The following is a 20,577-nucleotide window of genomic DNA, read 5'->3' on the forward strand; positions in this document are numbered from 1 at the left end:
CGGGCGCCGGAGGCTGAAGGCGCGCGCGGGGCGCGGGCGACACAGCAGACAGCGCCGACGCGGACCGACGCACGCACAACCCGAGGGGCGCGGACGGCGCGGGCGGCGCAGGCGCGGGCGCGGGCACGGGCACGGGCACGGGCAGCGTGGGCGCGGCCAACGCGGGCGCGGCCGGCACCGGAGTTTCGTTTGCGGGCGTCGAGGCCCCGTGAATGCGGCGCAGCTTCTCCGCATGCCGCCTCGCCAGCCCCCAATTTCGCCGCCGCTGCTGCTCCCGACGAAACTCGTCCTTCCCCGGCCACCAATTCCGAGCCTTCGTCCGATCCCGCATGGAAGCCAATTCCCGCGAGGTGAACAACTGCAACTGCCGCACACCAGAAATTATCCCAGAATGCGACCCGAACCACGAACCCGGACAGCTTCACCCACAAATGGTGAACACATTCCGGCAGCAGAAAACCAATACCGAGGTGATGGTCAGGAGCCGAGCGGCTCGCCGTGGTCGTCGACCTCGGTGAAGGGCTCGCCCCGCACCAGCCTCCGCACGGCCTCGTCCGGGTCGGCCCCGATCAGGAACTCGCCAGCCTCGTGCAGCAGAAAGACCCGCCCATCCGCCGCGGCCACGATGTCGCTCGGCCCGTCCTCGAACCAGGCCAGCGGAAACACCGGCATCCCCAGGTCGCCCGCGAACTCGACGAAGAGGTCGGTCAGCACGCGGCCCTTCGTCGGCCAGAATTCCACGTTCCAGCCGCCCGTCGCCACGCCCGGTTGCTTGAGCTGGCGGAAGCTCAGGCCGCCGAACTCCTCGAGCAGGCGCCGGGCCACCGGGAAGATCGGCAGGCGCCGCTCCAGGCCGGGGGTGGCCTCGTAGAGCTCCCGCAGCCAGCTCGCGATCCAGGTCTCGACGTTGCGGTTGGACTTCCAGCCGGCGGCGGTCAGCACCTGCCGTACGTCATCGGGAAACCGGCGCCGGGCCGCCAGTTCGAGCTCGTAGAGCTCCGCGACCCCCTCGGGCGACAGCGACGGCCACGTGGTCAGCTCGCCCGAATCCTTGTCGATCACGGCCAGGGGTGCCCCGATCACCTCCGGCGGGCGGTCCGGGTCGGACGGCGGCACCTTGGCCCACGCCACGAACCCGTGCTCGAACTCGAAGAGTCCCACGTCGCCCCCGCTGGACGGGAGGCTGGCCAGTGCCCAGGGCCGGGCGATCTGCGTGGCTTCATCAGGCGTCACCAATGCCGCACCTCCGTGTTCGCTGGCCTATCGTATGCAGCCGAGCCCCACGCAAGCGCGAGGGCCACGGGGAGGGGACCAACCGGACATGCCGTCCCGACGGGAACAGATCCAGTCGTATCAGTATCTGATGCAGCGTGTGGTCAACGCGTTCGTCTCGGGTGAGGCCGACCCGTCGATGTCGCCGACCCGCCGGCTGGCCGGTGCCGGGTACGCCAGCGTGATGGTCGCCGTGCTGGTGCTCGCCGTCTTCGGGGTGATCGGGCTCATCAAGCACGGCGGCAACACGTCCTGGCAGGCCGCCAACGCGGTCGTGATCGAGAAGGAGACCGGGACGCGGTACGTGTACCGCGACGGCGTGCTCTACCCGGTCGCCAACTACGCCTCCGCGGTGCTCGCGATCGGCCAGGCCGCCACGACCGTCTCGGTCTCGCGGGAGTCGCTGACCGGCGCCACCCGCGGCCCGCTGATCGGCATCGCGGGAGCGCCCGACGCGCTGCCCCCGGCGAGCCGGATGAGCGCGGCCGGGTGGTCGATGTGCGCGGTGGCCGGCCACGACTCCAGCGGCGGCGCCACGGTGTCGAGCCTGGTCATGGTCGGCACGACCCCGCCGGGCGGGCAGGACCTCGGCGACTCGGCCATCGTGGTGCGCGACAACACCAGCAGCCAGAAGAACTACCTGGTGTGGAACGGTCACCGGTACCGCGTCGACTCCCGCCAGATCTTCGCCGCCATGGGCATCGACGGGCAGCCGCGGGTCCTCGTCGACGAGGCGTGGCTCGACACCGTGCCGCAGGGCCTGCCGATCACCCAGCCGCAGGTGGACAACAAGGGCAAGGCGTCCACCGCGATGAAGAACTACCTCATCGGCCAGGTGCTCACGGTCACCGTCGGCGGCTCCACCACCGGCTACCTCGTGCGCGCGAACGACATCGTGCAGGTCACGGCGGTCGAGCAGGCGCTGATCCTGGCCGACCCGGCCACCGCGGCGGCCTACCCGAACGCGACGCCCCAGGCCAAGGCGATCCAGGCCGCCGAGGTCGCCAACGTGTCCAAGGCGAACAGGCCCAAGTCCGACCTCGACCCGCCGGCCCAGGTGCCCTCGATGGCGACCGTCGACCCGGCGGCGACGCTGTGCACCACGTGGGCCGACAAGCAGGCCGCGCCGAAGTTCCTCATCAACGCCCAGCCGCAGCCGGACAGCACCGGCATCGCGACCAACGGCAACGCCACCGACCAGGTCGCGACGCGGGTCGTGGTCCCGTCGGGCGGCGGCGCGGTCGTGCGCTCGGCGCAGTCGGCCGACACCGGCTCCGGCCAGGTGTTCTTCGTCACCGACCAGGGCCGCCGGTTCGCCCTGATGGCCCCCGCGCAACTGGCGTGGTTCGGCTACGGTTCCGTGAAGCCGATCGAGCTGCCGTCCTTCGTCGTCGCCCGGATTCCCGCGGGACCCGGTCTCGACCCGAGGGCCGCGCAGCGTCCGCTGACGGGCTGACCGGCCCGTCCGCGAAATCGCCCACTACGGGAAGTGGGAGAACTTCGATACGGTGATATGCACAAGCGCCGCCCCACGGGGGCGTCGGCATCCGAATGGAGGTGGGTCTGACGATGGCTGGCAAGGGAGTAACTACTGACGCCGCGGTCATGGCGAAGACCGCTCAGGAGATCGACGGGGCCGCGGACCGGCTCACTGGCATGTTCAACAAGCTGATGAACGAGCTCACCCCGCTGCAGTCGTCCTGGGTGGGCGCCGGCGGTTCTTCGTTCCAGGGCATCAAGGACCGCTTCGACACCGACGTCGCGAACCTGAACGTCGCGCTGCGCAGCATCGCGCAGGCCGTGTCGACCGCGGGCCGCGACTACACCCTGAGCGACGACGAGATGCGCCAGGAGATGCAGCAGGCCGGGGCGAGCGCCGGCGAGATCACGCGCGCACTGATGATCAACTGAGCCGAAACGGGGAGGGAACACCATGGCCGGTGACGAGATCGTCGTCGAATTCGCCGCGCTCAACCAGGCCGCGTCCGACATCAGCGCCGCGCTGTCGTCGATGCAGTCCGAGCTCGACAGCGTCGACCAGCAGGTCGCGCCGCTGCTGCACACCTGGCAGAGCGACGCCCAGGAGGCGTTCGCCCAGCGCAAGGCCGAGTGGACCAGCGCGGCCAACGACCTGCACCAGCTGCTGACCGGGATCAAGGCGGCCGTGCTCAAGGCCGCCGAGATCATGCAGGCCCGCGAGAAGGCCAACGTCGCCAAGTTCGCGCGCTGAACGCCGGCCCCGCCGGCGTCGACGTGGGGATGGGCCCGGCCTGAGGCCGGGCCCTTACCCGTTCAGCGGTTTGCCGGCGGAGAAGCCCGTCACCGCTCCATGCGATCCCGGGAAGGCGTCCGCGAAGGCCTGATACACCGGGGTGTTCGCCAGGCGGTCGTAGACGGCGAAGACGACGCGGTCGAAGCACGGCACCCGCTCCAGGGCGACCGCGAAGGCGCGCGCCACCTCGGCCGGGACGTTGCGGAAGACGCCGCAGCCCCATGCGCCCAGCACGAGGGTGCGATGGCCGTGCGCCGCGGCGACCTGGAGCACCCGTGTGGCCCGGCGGAGCAGGATCTCCGGCACGCCGGCGGCGTCGTCGGGCTGGCTGCGCAGCACGGCGCCCAGGTTCGGCGCGGCCGCGGTGAGGAACGCGGTGTGGAAGGGCGCGTCGAGCAGGTGGCCTTGGTCGTCGCGGAAGCACGGTACCGCCGGCGAGTAGATGACCCGGTCGCTGTAGCGCAGATCGTGCTGGTGGCGGTGGAACTCGTAGAAGGCGGACGCGGCGCGCTGGCAGGCGTAGAGCGCGGACGCGCGGGCGATGCTCTCCTCCTGGGCCTTCGCGCCGCCGAGGAAGCCGCCGCCGGGGTTCTTGGCCGAGGCGAACACGAGCGTCGCGGCGCCGTCGCCGACCCGGCGCGCGGCCGCAAGCGTCGACTCGCGGGTCACCTCGACGGCGACGGCCGGGGCCGGGGTGCCGGGCCGGACGGGGTCGTCCGGCTCGAACAGGCGGGTGCCGGCCACCGCGGCCGCGGCGGCCACGGGCACGGTCTCGCCGGCCGCGTTGACGTAGGCGCCGCGCTCGGCGATCGTCACGGTCTGACGGGCGATCTCGCGCAGCCGGCCACTCACGGGCGACACCGTAGCAGCGCCTCCCGTCCGGCCGCCGCGCATTTTCCCGCCCCTGACGACGCGACCCTGACAAACAGCACATCCGCCGCCCGCCACCCGAGCCTAGGGTCCGGACATGAGCGAACCCGTCTCCCAGCAGCCCCAGCAGCTCCCCGAGAGCGCCCGCGCGCGCCTCGCGCGCACCCAGCAAGGCAAGCCCTTCTTCACGTCCGACCTGTCGGTCAACGAGTTCGTGCTGACCACGCAGACCGGCTTCGAGCCGCTCGGGCTCGTCATGGGCACCTGCATCTACCACGTCGGCATCCAGCAGTCCCGGTGGAGCGTGAGCCAGGAGCTGCAGGTGCTCAGCCAGGCCATGTACCAGTGCCGGGAGCTGGCGATGGCGCGCATGGAGAGCGAGGCCGACGCGCTCGGCGCCGACGGTGTCATCGGGGTGCGCATCCGCTCGCTCAACTACCAGTTCGCCTCCGACGTGCTCGAGTTCGTCGCGGTCGGCACGGCGGTGCGTTCCACGAACCAGCAGCACACGAACCGGCAGCAGTCGTACCGCACGCCGAAGGGCCGCCCGTTCACCTCGCACCTCAGCGGACAGGACTTCTGGACCCTGCACCGGCACGGCTGGCTCCCGCGCGGGCTGGTGCTGGGCACGTGCGTCTATCACATCGCGCACATGACGTTCCGCCAGATGCTGTCGAACATCGGCCAGAACGTCGAGCTCACGAACTTCTCGCAGGCCGCCTACGACGCGCGGGAGATCGCCATGGACCGGATGCAGTACGAGGGGCAGCTGCTGCAGGCCGACGGCATCGTGGGCGTGACGGTCGAGGAGTCCGCGTGGCAGTGGGGCCAGCACGCGATCGAGTTCTTCGCCATGGGTACCGCCGTCGCCCGGCTGCACCCGGATGCCCAGCCGGAGCACCCGACGATGGTCATGCCCCTGACGTGAGGCGCCGCAACGCCTCGGCCGCGGCGGTGTCGGCCCCGGCCGTCGCGACCAGCTCGGCGGTGAGCGCCCGGCACCACGCGTCGGCGCTCACCGACTCCGAGGAGAGCACCACGCCGCGGGAGACGTGCCGGATCACGGTCACCGGCCGCGCGCCGACGCCGTCCCGGTCGAGCTCGAAGCGCCGCCCGCCGAGCTCCACGCTCACCCCGAGCACCGCGGGCTCCCGGCCGCCGAGGCGCGCCTTGAGCCTCCCCTCGCGCCGCACCTCGACCAGGTGCGCGGGCAGCGCGGCGGTGAGCACCGCGAGGAGCATCCCGCCGAAGAGCGACAGGTCGTCCGTGCACTGCCGCAGCCGGGCGGCGACCAGCTCCAGATCGAGGTGGGCCTCGGGATTCACGCGCCCATGCTAGAACGCCGCCGGGCCGCGGCCCGCACGGTCGCGCCCAGCGCCACCAGGGCGATCCCGGCGCCGGCGATGAGCATGACGTTCAGGCCCGTCCGGGCCAGCCCGCCGCCGCCGTCCTTGCCGCCGCCACTGCCGGGCGTCGGGCTCGTCGTCGTCTCCGGACTGCCGCTCACCACGACCTGGATCTGCATCCCGCCGTCGCCGTCGTCGCGCGCGGTCCCGGCGTGCGCGGGGGACCCCGTCAGGAGCAATGCGACGACGGCCGCGAACACCAGGGCGAATTTCATGAATGGTCCGTTCCGGTGAATGGCGAACAAAAGGAATTGCGGCATCGTCACGCGGTCATTCGCTCGACCGTCCGCGGCGGCTCCCGCAACGACCGCCGGCCGTCGGTGAGCACCCCTTCGGGCAGGGCGGCGAGAAATCGGCCGACGTTGTACTGGCATTCCCGCGCCCGCAGATAGGAGCGGTGCGAGACGGCGAGCGGCACCCCGTCCAGCTCGGCCCGCCACACCCAGTGCCCGCTGCTGCCCAGCGCCGTCGAGACGGGCGTGAGCCGGTCGGCCGCGCGCACCAGCGCGAGCACGGCCTCGCGGCACTGCGCCTCCGTGTCGAAGGGCAGCCTCCCGCGGCCCAGGATCCGGTTGTTGGGCGAGCACAGCATCCACGCGGTCCGCTGTTTGCGGTCGGCGAAGGACGCGTCGTCGTCGGGTGTGACGATGGCCAGGAAAATGAACCGCGGCGGCAGCATGTGGACATTCCTCCCCGAATGTTCGTTACCGGCGCGCCGGTTCGCTCGTAGCGAACCGGCGCGCAGGCCACCGTGGTGAACCCTCGATATCGGCGATGACGCGCCGCGCGTTCCCAACCACACGCCGGACATGCACGAGATGAACATCGAGAAACGGCGAGTAAGCCATTCAGCAGAAACGAATGGCCGAACGGTCAATAGCCGGAACCGCGGCGGCGGGCCGCGTATCGCAGACCCATTCCGACCCCGATCATCGCGACCGCGACGGCGGCGATGGCGGCCACTCCGGCGCCGGTGACCGGCAGGTTGCCGGTGCCCGCGGCGGGGGTCGGCGAGATCGAGGCCTCGGGTGTCGGCGTGGTCTCGGTGGCGGTCGGCGTCGGCGTCGTGGTGACCGTCGGCGTCGGCGTCGGGGTCTGGGTGAGCGTCGGCGTCGGCGTCGGGGTGCCCGGCGTGGTCCCGTGCACCAGCCAGCTCCCGTCGGCCTTGAAGTCCACCTGCACGGCGTCGGTGTACGTGCCGTGGCCGGCCCCCGTGCGGCAGTCGACGACGAACAGGAACGACTCCTCGCCACCGTCGCCGGCCAGCGACTGCACCGTGGCCATGTCGGTGAAGAACGTGCTGCCGAAGCCGGCCGAGGAGATCGCGGGCAGCGAGGCGTTGTTGGACAGTGTCTGCTCGGTGCCCGCGAGGTCGATCGTGTTGACGTTCGCCAGGGTGGCGGCGGCCGGGCAGGCGTGCTCGGCGGTGAAGCTCGGCATCTCGGCGCCGGTGCCCGAGGTCGGGTTCAGGTGCAGGCCGCCGAGCTGGATGCCGTCGGGCAACGGGTTCGGAACCGCGGGCATGGCGACGGCGGGAATGAGCATGCTCACCCCGATCGCCCCGATGGCCGCCGCGAGCGCGAGGCCCAGCCGTGTCGAGCGCTTGCTCTTCATGAGGGGTAGCAGACCTTTCTGATGTCGGCGTGGCTCAGCCGAGTGAGGGGTGGCAGACCTTTCTGATGCCGGCGTGGCTCAGCCGAGTGAGGGGTGGCAGACCTTCGTGATGTCGGCGTGGCTCAGCCGAAGCGGCCGTTGACGTAGTCGGAGGTGCGTGGGTCCTGCGGGCTGCCGAACATCGCGTCGGTCGGTCCGTGCTCGACGATGTAGCCGGGCGTGCCCTGCTCGGCGAGGAAGAACGCGCAGTGGTCGCTGATCCGCTGGGCCTGCTGCATGTTGTGCGTGACGATGACGATCGTCACCTCGGCCACGAGCTCCTGGATGGTCTGCTCGATGACCCGGGTCGAGGTCGGGTCCAGCGCCGAGCACGGCTCGTCCATGAGCAGGACCCGCGGGCGTACGGCGAGCGACCGCGCGATGCACAGCCGCTGCTGCTGGCCGCCGGAGAGCGCCCCGCCCGGCTGGCGCAGCCGGTCCGCGACCTCGCGCCACAGCCCGGCCTTGGTCAGGCACTCCTCGACCAGGGCGTCCTTCTCGGCGCGGCCGGCCCGCCGCCCGGTGAGCTTCAGGCCGGCGACCACGTTGTCGTAGATGGACATCGCCGGGAACGGGTTCGGCTTCTGGAACACCATGCCGACCTGCCGCCGGGCGTCGGTCAGGCGCCGGTCCGGGTCGTAGATGTCCAGGCCGTCCAGCAGTACCTCGCCGGCCAGGGCCGCGCCCGGGATCAGCTCGTGCATCCGGTTGAGGATGCGCAGGAAGGTCGACTTGCCGCAGCCCGAGGGGCCGATCAGCGCGGTCACCTGGCCCGCCTTCATGGCCAGGCTCACCCGGTCCAGCACCTGGCGCTCGCCGAACCAGGCGCTGATCTCTCGGGCGTCGAGCCCGGCGAGCGAGGGCAGCTCCCGGTGGATGCCGAGGTACTCGTCGTACGCGGCCATCGCCGCATTCGAGCTCGCCCAGGCGGTGTCGTCGCTGGCTGGCAGAGTCACCATGATTTCCCTAGTCCGTCGTCGTCACATCAGGTTCGGCGTCACATCAGGTTCGGCAGGAGCCGGGAGACGTAGTCGGCGGTCATCAGGCCCAGGAATCCGACCACCGGCACGGCCACGATCCAGGTCTGCCAGGTGCCCCAGAACACCCGCGCGGCCGAGAGCAGGGCGACCGCGAGCAGCAGCGCCTCGCCGACAATGACCAGCGGGAACCAGACGCCGGTGTCGATCGCCATGACCTGCTCGGCCGGGAGCAGCTGGGACGCGGTGAGCCGGGCCCGCGGCGTCGGCATGACCTCGGAGACCAGGTCGGCGTCGACCCGCAGGGCGTCCGAGGGCACGAACATGCCGCCGTAGGCCGTGGTCAGCGTCAGCCGCCCGGCGCCCGCGGCCGGCCGGGGCGGCTGCGGCATGCCCCCGTGCCGCACGTCCAGCACCCGGTAGCGGTGCTCGCCCTGGCCGGTGACGACGGTGAACTCGTCGCCGGGCACCAGCGTGGCGAGGTCGCCGAACGGGCCGCCGTAGGTGGTGGCCCGGCCCATGATCACGCTGACCCCGGACTGCCCCGGCAGCGGCGTGTCCCGCCGGTGACCGGGCCCGCCCTGCAGCACGGCCCCGGTCGTCCCCTCGAAGATGACCTCCTTGCGGTGCAGCTTCGGGATGTCGAGCACGGCCACCGGCGTGCCGAGCGCCAGCAGCTTCGCCGGGTCGTCGGGGTGCGTCGGGCCGGTCGGCGCGAGGCCGAGGGCGAGGTCCTTGCGGAAGTTCGCGTACGCGGTCAGCTGGGCGCGGTCGTGGTGCAGCCGCGACACGAAGCCGACGTAGGCGCCGAAGCCGAGCAGCGCCAGCGAGAGGATCGTGAGCGCGGTCGTGAGCACCCGCACGTACGGCCCGGCCTGGCGCCGGGGCCGCGGCGGCGGGGCGCTGGGGCCCGGGGCGACGACGTCGGGGGGCGGCAGCACGGCGGTCGCGGTCATGAGGGCGTCACTCCGCCCCGCCGCCGGCGGTCGCATTCGCCGCCAGCGCCTTTCTTCCGCAGCTCCTCGACGGTCTCCTGGCGCGCCTTCGCGACCGCGTCGGCGACCACGCGCTCCTGGCGTCCGCGCCGCCGGCGCCGCAGCCACCGGATGCCGACGAAGCCGCCGGCGAGCAGGATCAGCAGCAGCAACAGCGGCCACGGGGTGGCCCACAGGAACGCCTCGGCCTCGACGGTCTGCGGCTCGGTGGGCGCCTTGGGCAGCCCGAGCGCGGTGATCTGGCTCGGCACGGCGCGCACCCGCGCGGTCATCGGGCCGAGCGGATAGACGCCGTCGAGGTGCACGGTGAACTGCACCGACGAGCCGGGCAGCAGGTTGGGCAGGGTCTGGCCGGTGACGCCGGCGACCTTCACCCAGTACAGGCCCTTCACGGCGACCTCGGGGCTCAGGTTGAGCCGGACGTTGCCGGTGTTGTGCACCGTCAGGGTCACGTCGGTGCTGCCGCCGCCGAACGGGTTGGCGGTGCCGTGGTAGGCGGCGCTGACGGACTCGATGGCGATGCCCGGGCTGAGCGGGCCGGACACGCGCAGGTACAGCGGGACGCCCAGGCGGCGGTCGACCTTCACGGGACCGTTGGCGTTGTTCTCCTCGACGCCGATCGAGGCCAGCACGCCGCCGGTGTGGTCGCCGGGGGTGGCGGTCTCCGGGATGGTGAGCGTGAACGGCTCGATGGCCCGCTCGTTCGGCTTGAGCGTGACGCTCGTCTTCTGCATCGTCACCCAGGAGCCGATGTCCTTGGGCTTCTCGGCGGCCGGCTGCAACTGCAGCACGCCGTTGTTGCCGTTGAGCGCGTCGGTCGCGTAGATCTGGAACGTCACCGGCGCCGCGCTGAAGTTGGTCACGGCCACGTAGTCGTGGATGACGGTGCCGGGCTTGATGTCGAGGTAGGAGAACTCCTTGCGGTTGTCCGGCCCGTTCGCGCTCGAGGGCTGGACCGCCCACGTGATCGAGCCCGACGGCGTGGGCTCCGCGCCGGCCGGGGTGCCCAACACCAGGGTCGCGGCGAGGATCAGCAGGCCGAGCACGGCGCTGATCGCGCGCGGGGGGCGCGGAGTGGTCATGTCATGTCCATTCAGATCGACGGTTCGAAGAGGAGCGCGCGGACGACGCCGCGCGCCCCTCCCGTGATGCGCCTGGCCTTTAGGCGAGCGGGGTGCCGCCGAGGCCGGTGATGGTGATCGTCGCGGCGTAGGTGCCGGGCGTGGTGCCCTTCGGGAAGTCCAAGGACAGGGCCGCACCGAGCTTGCTGTCGCCGAGACCCTTGCCGGCCTGCGCCCCGCCGAGGCTGCTGGCGCTGGTCAGGCCGGGGGTGACGCCGGTGCCGACGGCCGGGCCCGCAACGACGTTGCCGGCCGCGTTCTGCGCCACCACCGCCGGCTGCCAGCCGAGGCTGGTGCCGGAGAACTTCTTGGTGGCGTCGGCGGTGTTGGTGAAGTCGCCGACCTGGCCGGTGACCGACCAGCCGGGGACGGTCTGGTCGCGACCGTCGGAGATGTTCACGTTCTTGAGGTTGCCCTCGGCGTGGAAGTGGCGGGCGTCGCCCGTGCCCTGCAGGTGGGCGGTGCCCATGTCCACGATGCCCGGGTCCACCGTCATGGTGAACACGCCCTGCTCCTGCGGAACGCCGACCTGGATGTTCTCCGTGGCCGTGGTCGTGTCGCTGGCGATCACGACGGTGGCCGCGGACGAGGTCGAGTCACCGTAGGCCGCCGCGTTCGCCGCGTGGAACGTCGCGGTGATGTTGTGCGTGCCCAGGGCCAGGGAGGCCGAGGAGTAGGTGAAGGTGCCGCTGCCCGACGGGGCCGTGAACAGCGTGGTGGCGCCTTCCTTGAACTCGACCGTGCCGGTCGCGGCGGCCGGGCTGACCGTCGCCGTCACCGTCACGTTGGTGCCCGGCGCCACGGTCTGCGAGGCCGGGGACACCGTCGTGGTGGTCGGCTGCTGGACCGGGCCCGAGCCGTGGATCTGCCAGCTGCCGTCGGCGGCGAAGTCCACCTGGACGGCGTCGGTGTAGGTGCCGTGGCCGGCGCCCGTGCGGCAGTCGACCAGGAACAGGAACGACTCCGCGCCGCCGTTGCCGGCCAGCGCCTGAACCGTGCTCATGTCCGTGTTGAACGTGGTGCCGAAGCCGGGCGACGTCGCGAGGATGCCGGCGACGTTGTTGGAGATGGTCTGCTCCACGCCACCGAGGTCGATCGTGTTGACGTTCGCCAGGTTGGTCCCCGCCGGGCAGGCGGAGTCGGCGGTGAAGCTCGGGGTCTCGCCACCGTTGCCCGAGGTCGGGTTGAGGTGGAGGCCACCGAGGTTGATGCCCGCGGGAAGCGGGTTCGGGACCTCGGCCTGGGCGATCGAGGGCGCGAGCAGGGTCGCGCCCATCGCCCCGAGCACCACACCGGCCACGAGGGCCTGGCGCTTCAGGGAAGTGGTCTTCATCAGGGGCTACACTGACCTTTCGGATAGAGGGCAATGCCCGCTGCACAGCCCTGGACGACCCCGGGATGGCCCCCGGGGAGTCTGAGTTTTGGAGCGAGTCCAGGACGCTGCACGAAGGTCCGGTGCCCGGCTCGGTTCCCGCCGGCCAGGCACCGGCCCGGATTCACGGTTATCAGTCGGTGCCGTAGGCCCGCAGACCGTCGACGATCGCGCCGCAGGTGTGGCCCAGCGGAGCGCTGTTGAGCAGGCCGAAGCCGTAGCTCAGGATGACCGCGGACTTGCCGCAGAGACCCTGGCCCGGGCCGAAGACCGAGTAGAGCTTCGCGTCGAAGGCCGCGTTGCCCACGTTGACCTTCTTCCACTCGACGACGTTGAAGACCTCGCGGCGGATGATGAAGGTGGCGTTCAGGTTGCCCGTCTCCGACGTCGGGAAGGCGCCCGACAGCGGGTTGACGGTCGCGTTCGGCGTGACGCCGATGTTCACGAGGCTGTGCAGGTGGGCGCCGTGGCGGCGGTCACCGTGAGCGTTGCGCTGCGAGACCCACTGCGCGATCGAGAACGGGGCGATGCCGTTCGCGTCGTTCTGCAGGACGGTGCCGTCGTGCTCCTCGACGAGCGCGCCGCTGTAGTCGGTGCCGGTCCACGCGTGGTCGTGCAGCCACGCCGGCACGGTGCCGATGCCCATCTTGCTGAGCCAGAACGAGCGCGTGCCCGAGCCGTTCTGCGGGATGTAGAGGTGGATCGGGGTGGCGCCACCGGTGCACGGCGAGACGTTGCACTGCGGGTCGTAGGTGGTGCCGTTGATGACCACCGGCTGACCGTCGCGGTACAGCTTCTGCAGCGTGCCCGTGCCGGTCGCGGCGTTGGTCGGGTCGTAGCTGAGCGCGTTGTAGTTGGCGGCGGTGGTGTCGCCGAAGTGCTGGCTGGCCACGCCGACCGCGTCCAGCGCGAACGGGATGTAGACCCAGCGGCCGGTGTTGGACTGCGCGGTGCCCGGGTCGCTCGAGGAGCGGGCGAAGTCGACGCAGCCCGCCTCCGGCTGGTCGACCTCGTCGGCGAACGGAGCGGCGATGGCCGCCGCCACGCCGCCCGACTGGCGCAGCGCGGTGACGCCCTGGCCGGAACCGTTCGGGCGGTTGAACGTGCAGCCCCGCTTCGGGTTGATCACCACGTGCTGGGCCTTGGTGCTCGGGTCGATGGCGTCCCACGAGCCGATGAGGCCGAGGCCGATGCTGTCGGCGACGCCGTTCACCACGTCCTGGGTGGTGTCGGACCCGACGCCCACCAGGTCGGAGACCGGGTCGGCCGAGGCGGGCCCGGCCACGCCGACGACGAGACCCGTGGCAACGGTCGCCGCGGCGATGCCGCCGACCAGCATCCGCCGCACGAGCCGCTTCGTGTTGTTCATGTGCGTCCTTTCCAGCGATGGGGGGAGCGACAACATCTTGTGGAGCCGGGCGGCCGGGCCGATACCGGATGTGTGTAGAAGGTGGCGATACGTGGGTGTACGCCAACATGAAGGACGGGTTACGCGGATATGTAGGCCTATCCCCCGGCGCCCGGAGGTCGGCGACTGAGCGCGAAGCGCAGCAGCGGGCCGCCGACGGCCCCGCTGAGGCCGGCGATCATCACGGCCAGCAGGGCCCACCGGACCGCGCCCACCTCCAGGGCCGGCGTGGACAGGGCCGCGGGCTGGGGGCTCACCGAGGTGGTGGCGAAGGGTGCCGCGGAGGAGGCCGAGCTCGACGCCACCGGCCGCGCCCCGGTCTCGGGCACGCCGCCCGAGCCGTTGCCGCCCGTGCCGGAGCCGCCGGTGCCGGGCCCCTCCGACTCGGTGGCCGAGGCGGTGATGACCGGGGTGAGCAGCAGGTCGGCGACGGCCATGGCGGTGCCACGCAGGCTCTCGGGCAGCGGCAGGAAGCCGTGCGGGAGCTGGCCGGGTTCCACGCCGGGCCGCTGGCCGTCGCTGACCGCGTACTTGATCAGCGCGGCGTAGTCCGACAGCGCCGCGGCGTCCTGGTTGCGCCGGACCGCCGCGTAGGTGACGGTGGTCAGCGGGTATCCGCCGGACCCGGCGTTGGCCGGATCGACGTGCAGCAGCCCGCTGCTGTCCTCCTTGGCGCTGCCGAGGGCGGTCGTGAGCGACGCCGTCGTGGGCGACACGCAGCCGGTGCCGTCCGACTTGCACAGCTCGGCCGGCACGACCCCATAGTTGGCCAGGCTGGCGGTGTCCATGACACCCCACATGAAGATCTGGCCCGGGAACTCGATGGGCTGGTTGACCTCCCACCAGCCCGCCTCGCCGCTCGGCGAGCGCAGGTTCGGGTTCCAGTCGGCGCCCTCGGGGTTGTTGGCCGCGCGCACCCGGCTCGCGCTGTCGTCGTAGTTCTCCATGTACGGCAGGAGATTCAGCGTGCAGCGGTCCGGAATCTTCTCGCCCGGCGCGCCGGTGTTGAAGCACTTGTTGGGGCGCGGGAACGAGTCCAGCGGGCTCGAGCCGAGGTCCAGCTTCTGGTACAGCTCGTTGACGATCATGCCGTTCTCGTCCCGCTGCCCGCCGAGCCAGGCGCGCGCCGCCGGGTCGGTCAGGACCCAGGCCCAGACCTGCTGGATGACGCCGGAGTGATCCGCGGTCAGCAGCGGCGCCATGAGCGAGCTGCCGGACCGGAAGGGCAGGCCGGGGTTGAGCTTCATGAACTCCGGATCCGAGGTCATGAAGGCCGGGTTCTGCCGGGCCCACTCGGGGCCCGCCCCGCCGTTGTCCCGCACGTCGGTGAGATCGCTCTTGTAGGACTGGGTCAGGGCCTTGGCGACCAGCCGCGGGGACAGCTTGACCGGTGTGCTGACGTAGCCGTCCGCGAGGTTGACGTGGAAGCCGAACGTGATCGCCGAGACCGCGACCGGGGCGTAGGCCAGCGGCGGCAGGGTGGGCTGCGTACCGCCGCCCCGAACGGCCTCGGTGCCGATCGGGACGGTGGTGAAGGCGAGCCCGGTCTCGGAGGTCGTGTGGGTCAGCTCGGACGTGTTCGAGGCCTCGGGCGTGGCCGAGTACCCGTAGAGCTTCGAGCACTTGGCCGCCGTGTTGAGCGCGAGCTGCCACGAGAAGACCGCGTGCGAAACGAGCTCGGTGCCCTGGGTCTGGCGCTCCTTGGCCGACCCGAGGGCGCAGCTCGGCTCGACCGGGCTGTACTTGAGCCGGATCTGCATGCGCTGAGCCCAGGACGCGGCGCCGAGCGGCGACTCCTGGATGATCGAGGCCGCGTCGAAGTCCTGGAGCTTCCACCCGTTGGGCTCGTACTCCCCGCGCGGCACGATGACCAGCCAGCAGTCCCGCGGCTTGCCGTCGCTCTTGATCTCGCCGCAGCCGAGCCCGGGCGCCTCGGTCTGGGTCAGCGTGTTGAAGTACGCGTCGCCGGTCCCGTCCGCCCGCGTGCCGGCCTGCTGGATCTCGTTGCTGTTGTACTTGTTGAACGGCCACTCGCCCGGCTGGTAGATCTTGTCGGTGGTGTTGACCGGCACGAACGGCACCGTGTAGGTGTCGGTGCCCCCGGCCGGATTGTGGTGGCTGTAGCCGGGCGCGGCCGGGTCCTCGGCCGGGTCGCAGCCCAGGAACGCCGCCAGGCCCGGCGCCGCCGGCGGCTCGGCGGTGCTGGGCTGGTGCTTGTCGCAGACGTTGCCGTTGCGGGTGCCGATGTAGGAGCCGCCGGTCTTGTCCTGCTTGAGGCCCTCGCTGCCGAACTGGCAGTTCTCCGGCGCCGGCCCCGCGGGATCGTCGCCGTGGCACTCCATGATCTGCAGGTAGTTGGCGTTGAACAGGCCCTTCATCGGCTTGCCCTTCCAGGTCACCTTGATGGCCTGGTGGACGAGGTTCTCGGTCTGCCCGACGGTGACCTCGAGGTCCTTGAAGTCGGCGTGCATGAAGGCGTACGGGTCGGCGGAGTCGCGGGTCTTGACGGGCGTCTTGTTGTCCAGGCCGAGCAGGCCGGCGTCCCAGCGGACGGTGACCGCGGAGTCCGTGATCCCGTTGCCGGTGATCTGGTCCGACGACGTGTCCGCCTTTGCCGGGCCGCCCGTGCCGAGCGCGAGCAGCCCGAGCGCGGCCGCCGCCGCGGCGAACGCGCTCGCCACCCGCCGCCGCGCGGCCCTGGTGCCCAGCGCGCGCGTGACCAGGTCGCGCATCACAGACCGCCCGAGGAGTCGCGGCGCGCCCGGCGGTTCGAGCCCAGCTGCGCGGCCAGGGGCGGAATCAGGCCGAGGCCGAGCAGCAGCGCCGCGGCGACCACCATGAGGACGACCTCGAAGCCGTTGTTCAGCGCGGCCGACGTCTCCACCGCGGCCGCGTCGACCTGCCCGGGCGCGCCCGCGCCGCCGCCGGTGCCGCCGCCCGAGCCGCCGCCGGAGCAGACGCCGGTGTCCGCGTCGCAGGACTGCGCGGGCGCCGCGGCACCGTCGGTCGGCGCCCCCGAGGCGCCCGTACCCGTGCCGGTGCCCGTGCCGCCGGTGCCCGAGCCCGTCCCCGTGCCGCCGGTGCCCCCGCTGCCGCTGCCGGTGCCGCCGGTGTTGCCCGTGGCGCCACCGGTGCCCTCGGCGCACTGGGTGGTGCCGATCCTGTCGCAGTCCTGCGGGAAGGGGTCGTTCTTGGCCAGCGTGTTGGTGCCGTCGGTCGAGAAGGTCGGGTTGTTGCACTTGCTCATGTCCGTCGGCGGCGGCACGACGGCGCCCGGGACCAGGGCCAGCTGGCCGAAGCCCGCCTGGACCAGGTTGATCGGCAGGGCCGAGTAGCCGAGCGCGTTGACCTGGCTCTGCCCCTGGCACAGCAGATAGTTGCCGAAGTCGCCGAGCGTGAGGCCCTTGGCGTTGGTGAAGCCGAACTCGTTCGTGGTCGGCAGGATCATGTACGAGTACGAGGACAGCACGTACGTGCGCTTGTCCTTGTTGGTGTAGACGCCGGAGAGGTCCTGGGTCAGGTACTTGGCCCGGTCGCTCTTGTCGTTGTTGATCTTCGCGCCGAGCAGCGACACGGCCACGTGCCCGGCGGTGGGCTCGGTGTAGTAGCCGGCGTCGTTGAGCACCTTCGCGACCGGGAACCCGGCCTGGATCGCGTAGGAGTACTCGACGTAGCCGATCGAGCCGACGGCGCCCGCCTGGCTGACGTAGCCGGAGACGCCGAGGTCACCGGGCTGCCCGATCATCGCCGAGCCGCCGAGCACCGGGTACGCCGACGTCTGGGTGCACGGGTTGCGGCCGACCTTCTGGCAGTACGCCGTCCAGTACTTGCCCTGCGTAGCGATCATCCACTGGGTGAGCTGGGCGCTGGAGCCGGAGCCGTCCGAGCGCACCACCGGCACGATGGTGGTGCCGGGTAGGTTCAGGGCGGGGTTGTCGGCCTTGATCGCCGGGTCGTTCCACTTGGTGATCACGCCGGTGAAGATCTTGGCGACGTTCTCGCCGGACAGCCGCAGGTTGGTGACCCGCTTGTTGCCGATCTTCAGGTTGTACATGAAGGTCGTGCCGCCGGCGGTGTCCGGCATGTAGACGAACCCGCGCGGCGGCGGATCGTCGTTGCTGTTGCCGTCCTTGACGCCGTAGGGGATGTCGGACGCGGCCCAGTCCAGGGAGCCCGCCCGGAACTTGGTGCGGCCGGTGGTGGAGCCGGTGGGCTCGTAGTCGACCCGCATCTTGTACTGGCCCACGTTGCCGATCCAGGCGTGGAACGCGTTGTACGACCAGGTCGATCCGCCACCGGAGATCGGCACGTAGGTCACCGCGGCCGCGGGTCGCGCGGTGCCGACGAGGCTCACCATCGCCACGACGAGCGCGGCGATGCCCTGCGCAGTCCGGCGACGCCAACGAGAACGCCGAGGATTCATGGTCCGGTCTCTTCCTGGCTGGGAACGGGGAGTGGGGCGAACACAGCGGGGGTCGCGCGCCGCTCGGCCATGCGCCGCTCGTCGCGGCGCGAGGCGGCCGCGCGGGCCCGGCGGCCGCGCGCGGTGAGCTCGCCGGGGCCGCGGCCGCCGATGACGCGGGCGACGATGAACAGCAGCAGCACGAGGATGAGCAGCACGGAGGCGGTGCCGAAGCCGCGGGCGATCTCGTTCTTCTCCGGCGACTGCACCTGCGTGAAGGCCAGCAGCGGCAGCGACATCATCGAGCCGTGCATCGGGTCGAGGTTCTGGTAGCCCGTCACGCCGGCGGTCAGCAGCACGGGCGCGGTCTCGCCGATCGCCCGCGCGGCGCCGAGGATCACCGCCGTGGCCAGCCCCGAGCGGGCGGTCGGCAGCAGCACGTGCCAGGTCGTGCGCCACCGGCTCGCCCCGAGCGCCAGGGACGCCTCCTTGAGCGACCCGGGCACCAGCCGCAGCACCACGTCGGCCGTGCGGATGATGATCGGCAGGATCGTCACCGCGAGCGCGACCGCGGCCGCGAAGCCCGAGGGCCCGAGATGGAAGATCAGGATCAGGGTCGCGTAGATGAACAGCCCGGCGATGATGTCCGGCAGGGCGGTCATCGCCTCGACCACGGTCCGCACGAAGCGCGAGAACCGGCCGGGCACCTCGTGCAGGTAGATCGCGGCGACCAGGCCCAGCGGCACCGCGATGCCGAGCGCGATCCCCAGCTCGATGAGCGTGCCGGTGATGGAGTGCAGCACCCCGCCCTTGGTGAGCGGGTCGGTGGCCAGGGTCGTGCGCAGATCCTGGGTGTAGAAGTTCAGGTGGACCATCGCGCGCCAGCCACGCGAGAACGTGTAGAAGATGACGAACACGAGCGCGGTGACGAGCACCGCGGCCAGCGAGTGCACCACGAACGCGCTGATGCGGTCGCGCATCGCCGCGCGGCTCTCGTCGAGGGAGACTAGCGCCGCATAGCACACGACGGTCACCAGCCAGGTCACGATGACGTACCCGAGCAGGCCGGTGAACGGCCCGAGCTGGGTCCACAGCACGCCGGTCGTGGCGCTGCCCGCGGCGATCGCGCCGGCGATCGCGTACAGGTCGGTGCGGCGCACCCCGCCGATGCGGCGCCGGCGCTGCGCGCTGGGCCCCGTGGGGCGCTGCGGCACCACGGTGCCCGGCTCGGGGAGGGGCAGCGTCGCGGGCTCGGCCTGGGACACGGTCTGCCGCACGGTCTGCACGGTCACGCCTCGCTCATCGCGCCGGAGCGGGACCGCGAGACCACGAAGGCCGCCACGAAGTTGACGAGCAGCGTCAGCACGAACAGCGCCACGCCGGCCGCCATGAGGGCCGAGATGCCGAACGGGCTGGCCTCGCCGTACCGCAGCGCGATGAGCGACGAGACCGAGCTGGTGCCGTGCTCGAGCACGCGCGGCTGGATCTCGAAGCGCGGCGAGATGATCATGACGACGGCGATCGTCTCGCCCAGCGCCCGGCCCAGGCCGAGCATGGTCCCGCCGACGACGGCTCCGCGGCCGAACGGCAGCACGACGCTGCGGATCATGCCCCAGCGGGTGGCGCCGAGCGCGTAGGCGCCCTCGCGCTCGCCCATCGGGGCCAGGCCGAACGCCTCCCGCATCACCGAGCACGCGATCGGCGCGACCATGAGCGCGACGACCACGCCGGCGATGAACGTCGAGGAGGTGTAGGCCGTCATCGTCGCCAGCGGGTCGTGCCGCTCGACGCCGCCGACCTTGAAGATCGGGATCCAGCCGAACCAGTCGGCGATCCACCGCGACAGGTCGATGATCTTCCACTGCAGGAAGAACGCGCCCCACAGGCCGAACACCACGCTCGGCACGGCCGCCATCAGGTCGACCATGGCGATCATCGTGCGCTTGAGCCAGCGGGGGGCGTATTCGGAGATGTAGAGCGCGGTGCCCATGGCCAGCGGCACCGCCACCACGACCGAGACGATCGCGATGAGCACGGTGCCGACGATCACCGCGGCGATGCCGAAGCCGCCGCCGTCGGGGTTCCACTGCTCGGTGGTGATGAAGGAGAGGCCGGCCTGGCTGAGCGCCTCCCAGGCCCGGTAGGCGAGGAAGGTGCCGACGAGCGCCATGAGGACGAGCACGAGGCTGCCGCCGCCGCGGGCCACGCCGCGGTAGACCTTGTCGGCCGGGCCGGCGTTGGCGACCAGCTTGCGCCGGGCCGGCCGGACCGCGGGCGCGTCCGCCGGCGGGGCGACGAGGTCCTGGCTCATCGCGCGGCCCGATCGTGCAGCGCCACGACCCCGTCGGCCGGCTCGGCCGCGGCGCACAGGGCGACGAACTTGGCCGCACCGAGCAGGCTGAGCTTGTCCCGCTGGTACCACCGGCCGCTCACCGCGACCGCCGCGCCGTCGAGCTCGAGCCGCCAGCCCCAGCGGCCGGTCGGGCGCTCGGGGACGGGGAGCTGGACGAGCCGGTCGTGGCCCGCCTGGACCTCGGCGAACGCGGCGAGTGCGGCCTGGTAGCTGCGGAAGCTCAGCGCGCTGCGACCCAGCTCGTGGTTGTTCGTGCCGATGAGCCGCCAGGCGTACCACTCGTCGCGCCCGATCGCCCCCGTGGACCAGCCCATCCGGCGCGGATGCACCGAGGGTGGTCCACACAGGACCTGGATTCGCACCTGGGGCATGGCCTCTCCAGCTTCAGCACTGCGACCCGGGCGGGAACGCAGTGCTGAACCTCGCAAGGCTTAGCCAAGTGCCGAGGGAGAAATCGTGAACGCCGAACGAAGCGT

20 protein-coding genes are annotated in these 20,577 nt (G+C 71.6%); 4 read left to right on the forward strand and 16 right to left on the reverse strand.

The annotated features are described in order from the left end of the window. Positions 1–477: 477 nt before the first annotated feature. A complete protein-coding gene (locus ABT369_RS11550; RefSeq protein WP_350611667.1) occupies positions 478–1,233 on the reverse strand; it encodes an SUKH-3 domain-containing protein in 756 nt (251 codons plus the stop codon). A gap of 88 nt (positions 1,234–1,321) precedes the next feature. Between ABT369_RS11550 and eccB the strand changes: the two genes are divergently transcribed. From eccB to ABT369_RS11565, 3 genes are all read left to right on the forward strand, one after another. Further along, positions 1,322–2,728, forward strand: coding sequence for a type VII secretion protein EccB (gene eccB / locus ABT369_RS11555; protein ID WP_350611668.1), 1,407 nt, complete (start codon positions 1,322–1,324; stop codon positions 2,726–2,728). 113 nt (positions 2,729–2,841) lie between these two features. Next, positions 2,842–3,183, forward strand: a complete 342-nt coding sequence (locus ABT369_RS11560; protein WP_350611669.1) for a WXG100 family type VII secretion target — start codon at positions 2,842–2,844, stop codon at positions 3,181–3,183. Positions 3,184–3,205: 22 nt separating this feature from the next. Further along, positions 3,206–3,502, forward strand: a complete 297-nt coding sequence (locus ABT369_RS11565) for a WXG100 family type VII secretion target (RefSeq protein WP_350611670.1) — start codon at positions 3,206–3,208, stop codon at positions 3,500–3,502. Between the two features lie 54 nt (positions 3,503–3,556). Here the strand turns inward: ABT369_RS11565 and ABT369_RS11570 are convergent, their stop codons facing one another. Further along, entirely contained in the window at positions 3,557–4,396 is an 840-nt protein-coding gene (locus ABT369_RS11570) for a TIGR02452 family protein (protein WP_350611671.1), read from the reverse strand. Positions 4,397–4,511: 115 nt separating this feature from the next. Between ABT369_RS11570 and ABT369_RS11575 the strand changes: the two genes are divergently transcribed. After that, a complete protein-coding gene (locus tag ABT369_RS11575; RefSeq protein ID WP_350611672.1) occupies positions 4,512–5,342 on the forward strand; it encodes a heavy metal-binding domain-containing protein in 831 nt (276 codons plus the stop codon). Here ABT369_RS11575 and ABT369_RS11580 read toward each other — a convergent pair. From ABT369_RS11580 to ABT369_RS11645, 14 genes are all read right to left on the reverse strand, one after another. Beyond that, a complete protein-coding gene (locus ABT369_RS11580) occupies positions 5,326–5,739 on the reverse strand; it encodes a hypothetical protein (RefSeq protein ID WP_350611673.1) in 414 nt (137 codons plus the stop codon). The genes ABT369_RS11575 and ABT369_RS11580 overlap by 17 nt on opposite strands. Beyond that, positions 5,736–6,035 carry a hypothetical protein gene (locus ABT369_RS11585; protein ID WP_350611674.1) on the reverse strand — a complete coding sequence of 100 codons (300 nt, stop codon included), beginning with the start codon at positions 6,033–6,035 and terminating at the stop codon, positions 5,736–5,738. Before ABT369_RS11585 ends, ABT369_RS11580 begins: the two co-directional genes overlap by 4 nt. Positions 6,036–6,082: 47 nt before the next feature. Continuing rightward, on the reverse strand, positions 6,083–6,499 hold the full coding sequence (locus ABT369_RS11590) for a hypothetical protein (RefSeq protein ID WP_350611675.1): 417 nt from the start codon (positions 6,497–6,499) through the stop codon (positions 6,083–6,085). A 194-nt stretch (positions 6,500–6,693) separates the two neighbouring features. After that, complete coding sequence (locus ABT369_RS11595; RefSeq protein ID WP_350611676.1) at positions 6,694–7,434, reverse strand: hypothetical protein; 741 nt, start codon at positions 7,432–7,434, stop codon at positions 6,694–6,696. 122 nt (positions 7,435–7,556) lie between these two features. Beyond that, on the reverse strand, positions 7,557–8,432 hold the full coding sequence (locus tag ABT369_RS11600; RefSeq protein ID WP_502891726.1) for a phosphate ABC transporter ATP-binding protein: 876 nt from the start codon (positions 8,430–8,432) through the stop codon (positions 7,557–7,559). A gap of 38 nt (positions 8,433–8,470) precedes the next feature. After that, complete coding sequence (locus tag ABT369_RS11605; protein WP_350611677.1) at positions 8,471–9,406, reverse strand: sortase; 936 nt, start codon at positions 9,404–9,406, stop codon at positions 8,471–8,473. Beyond that, a complete protein-coding gene (locus ABT369_RS11610) occupies positions 9,403–10,527 on the reverse strand; it encodes a WxL protein peptidoglycan domain-containing protein (RefSeq protein ID WP_350611678.1) in 1,125 nt (374 codons plus the stop codon). Before ABT369_RS11610 ends, ABT369_RS11605 begins: the two co-directional genes overlap by 4 nt. Positions 10,528–10,606: 79 nt before the next feature. Then, the gene (locus ABT369_RS11615) at positions 10,607–11,899 is read right to left on the reverse strand and encodes an Ig-like domain repeat protein (RefSeq protein ID WP_350611679.1); all 1,293 of its coding nucleotides are present in this window, start codon (positions 11,897–11,899) and stop codon (positions 10,607–10,609) included. 172 nt (positions 11,900–12,071) lie between these two features. Beyond that, positions 12,072–13,307 (reverse strand): hypothetical protein, encoded by a 1,236-nt coding sequence (locus ABT369_RS11620; protein ID WP_350611680.1) that lies wholly within the window; start codon positions 13,305–13,307, stop codon positions 12,072–12,074. A 137-nt stretch (positions 13,308–13,444) separates the two neighbouring features. Beyond that, on the reverse strand, positions 13,445–16,078 hold the full coding sequence (locus ABT369_RS11625; RefSeq protein ID WP_350611681.1) for a hypothetical protein: 2,634 nt from the start codon (positions 16,076–16,078) through the stop codon (positions 13,445–13,447). Next, positions 16,078–17,769: a phosphate ABC transporter substrate-binding protein PstS gene (locus tag ABT369_RS11630; RefSeq protein WP_350611682.1), complete on the reverse strand. Its 1,692-nt coding sequence runs from the start codon at positions 17,767–17,769 to the stop codon at positions 16,078–16,080. Before ABT369_RS11630 ends, ABT369_RS11625 begins: the two co-directional genes overlap by 1 nt. After that, positions 17,766–19,040 carry a phosphate ABC transporter permease PstA gene (gene pstA, locus ABT369_RS11635; protein ID WP_350611683.1) on the reverse strand — a complete coding sequence of 425 codons (1,275 nt, stop codon included), beginning with the start codon at positions 19,038–19,040 and terminating at the stop codon, positions 17,766–17,768. Before pstA ends, ABT369_RS11630 begins: the two co-directional genes overlap by 4 nt. Continuing rightward, positions 19,037–20,059, reverse strand: a complete 1,023-nt coding sequence (gene pstC, locus ABT369_RS11640) for a phosphate ABC transporter permease subunit PstC (RefSeq protein WP_350611684.1) — start codon at positions 20,057–20,059, stop codon at positions 19,037–19,039. Before pstC ends, pstA begins: the two co-directional genes overlap by 4 nt. Further along, entirely contained in the window at positions 20,056–20,472 is a 417-nt protein-coding gene (locus ABT369_RS11645; RefSeq protein ID WP_350611685.1) for a hypothetical protein, read from the reverse strand. Before ABT369_RS11645 ends, pstC begins: the two co-directional genes overlap by 4 nt. Positions 20,473–20,577 lie beyond the last annotated feature (105 nt).

This window comes from Dactylosporangium sp. NPDC000244 (genome assembly GCF_040300725.1).
Lineage (GTDB): Bacteria > Actinomycetota > Actinomycetes > Mycobacteriales > Micromonosporaceae > Dactylosporangium.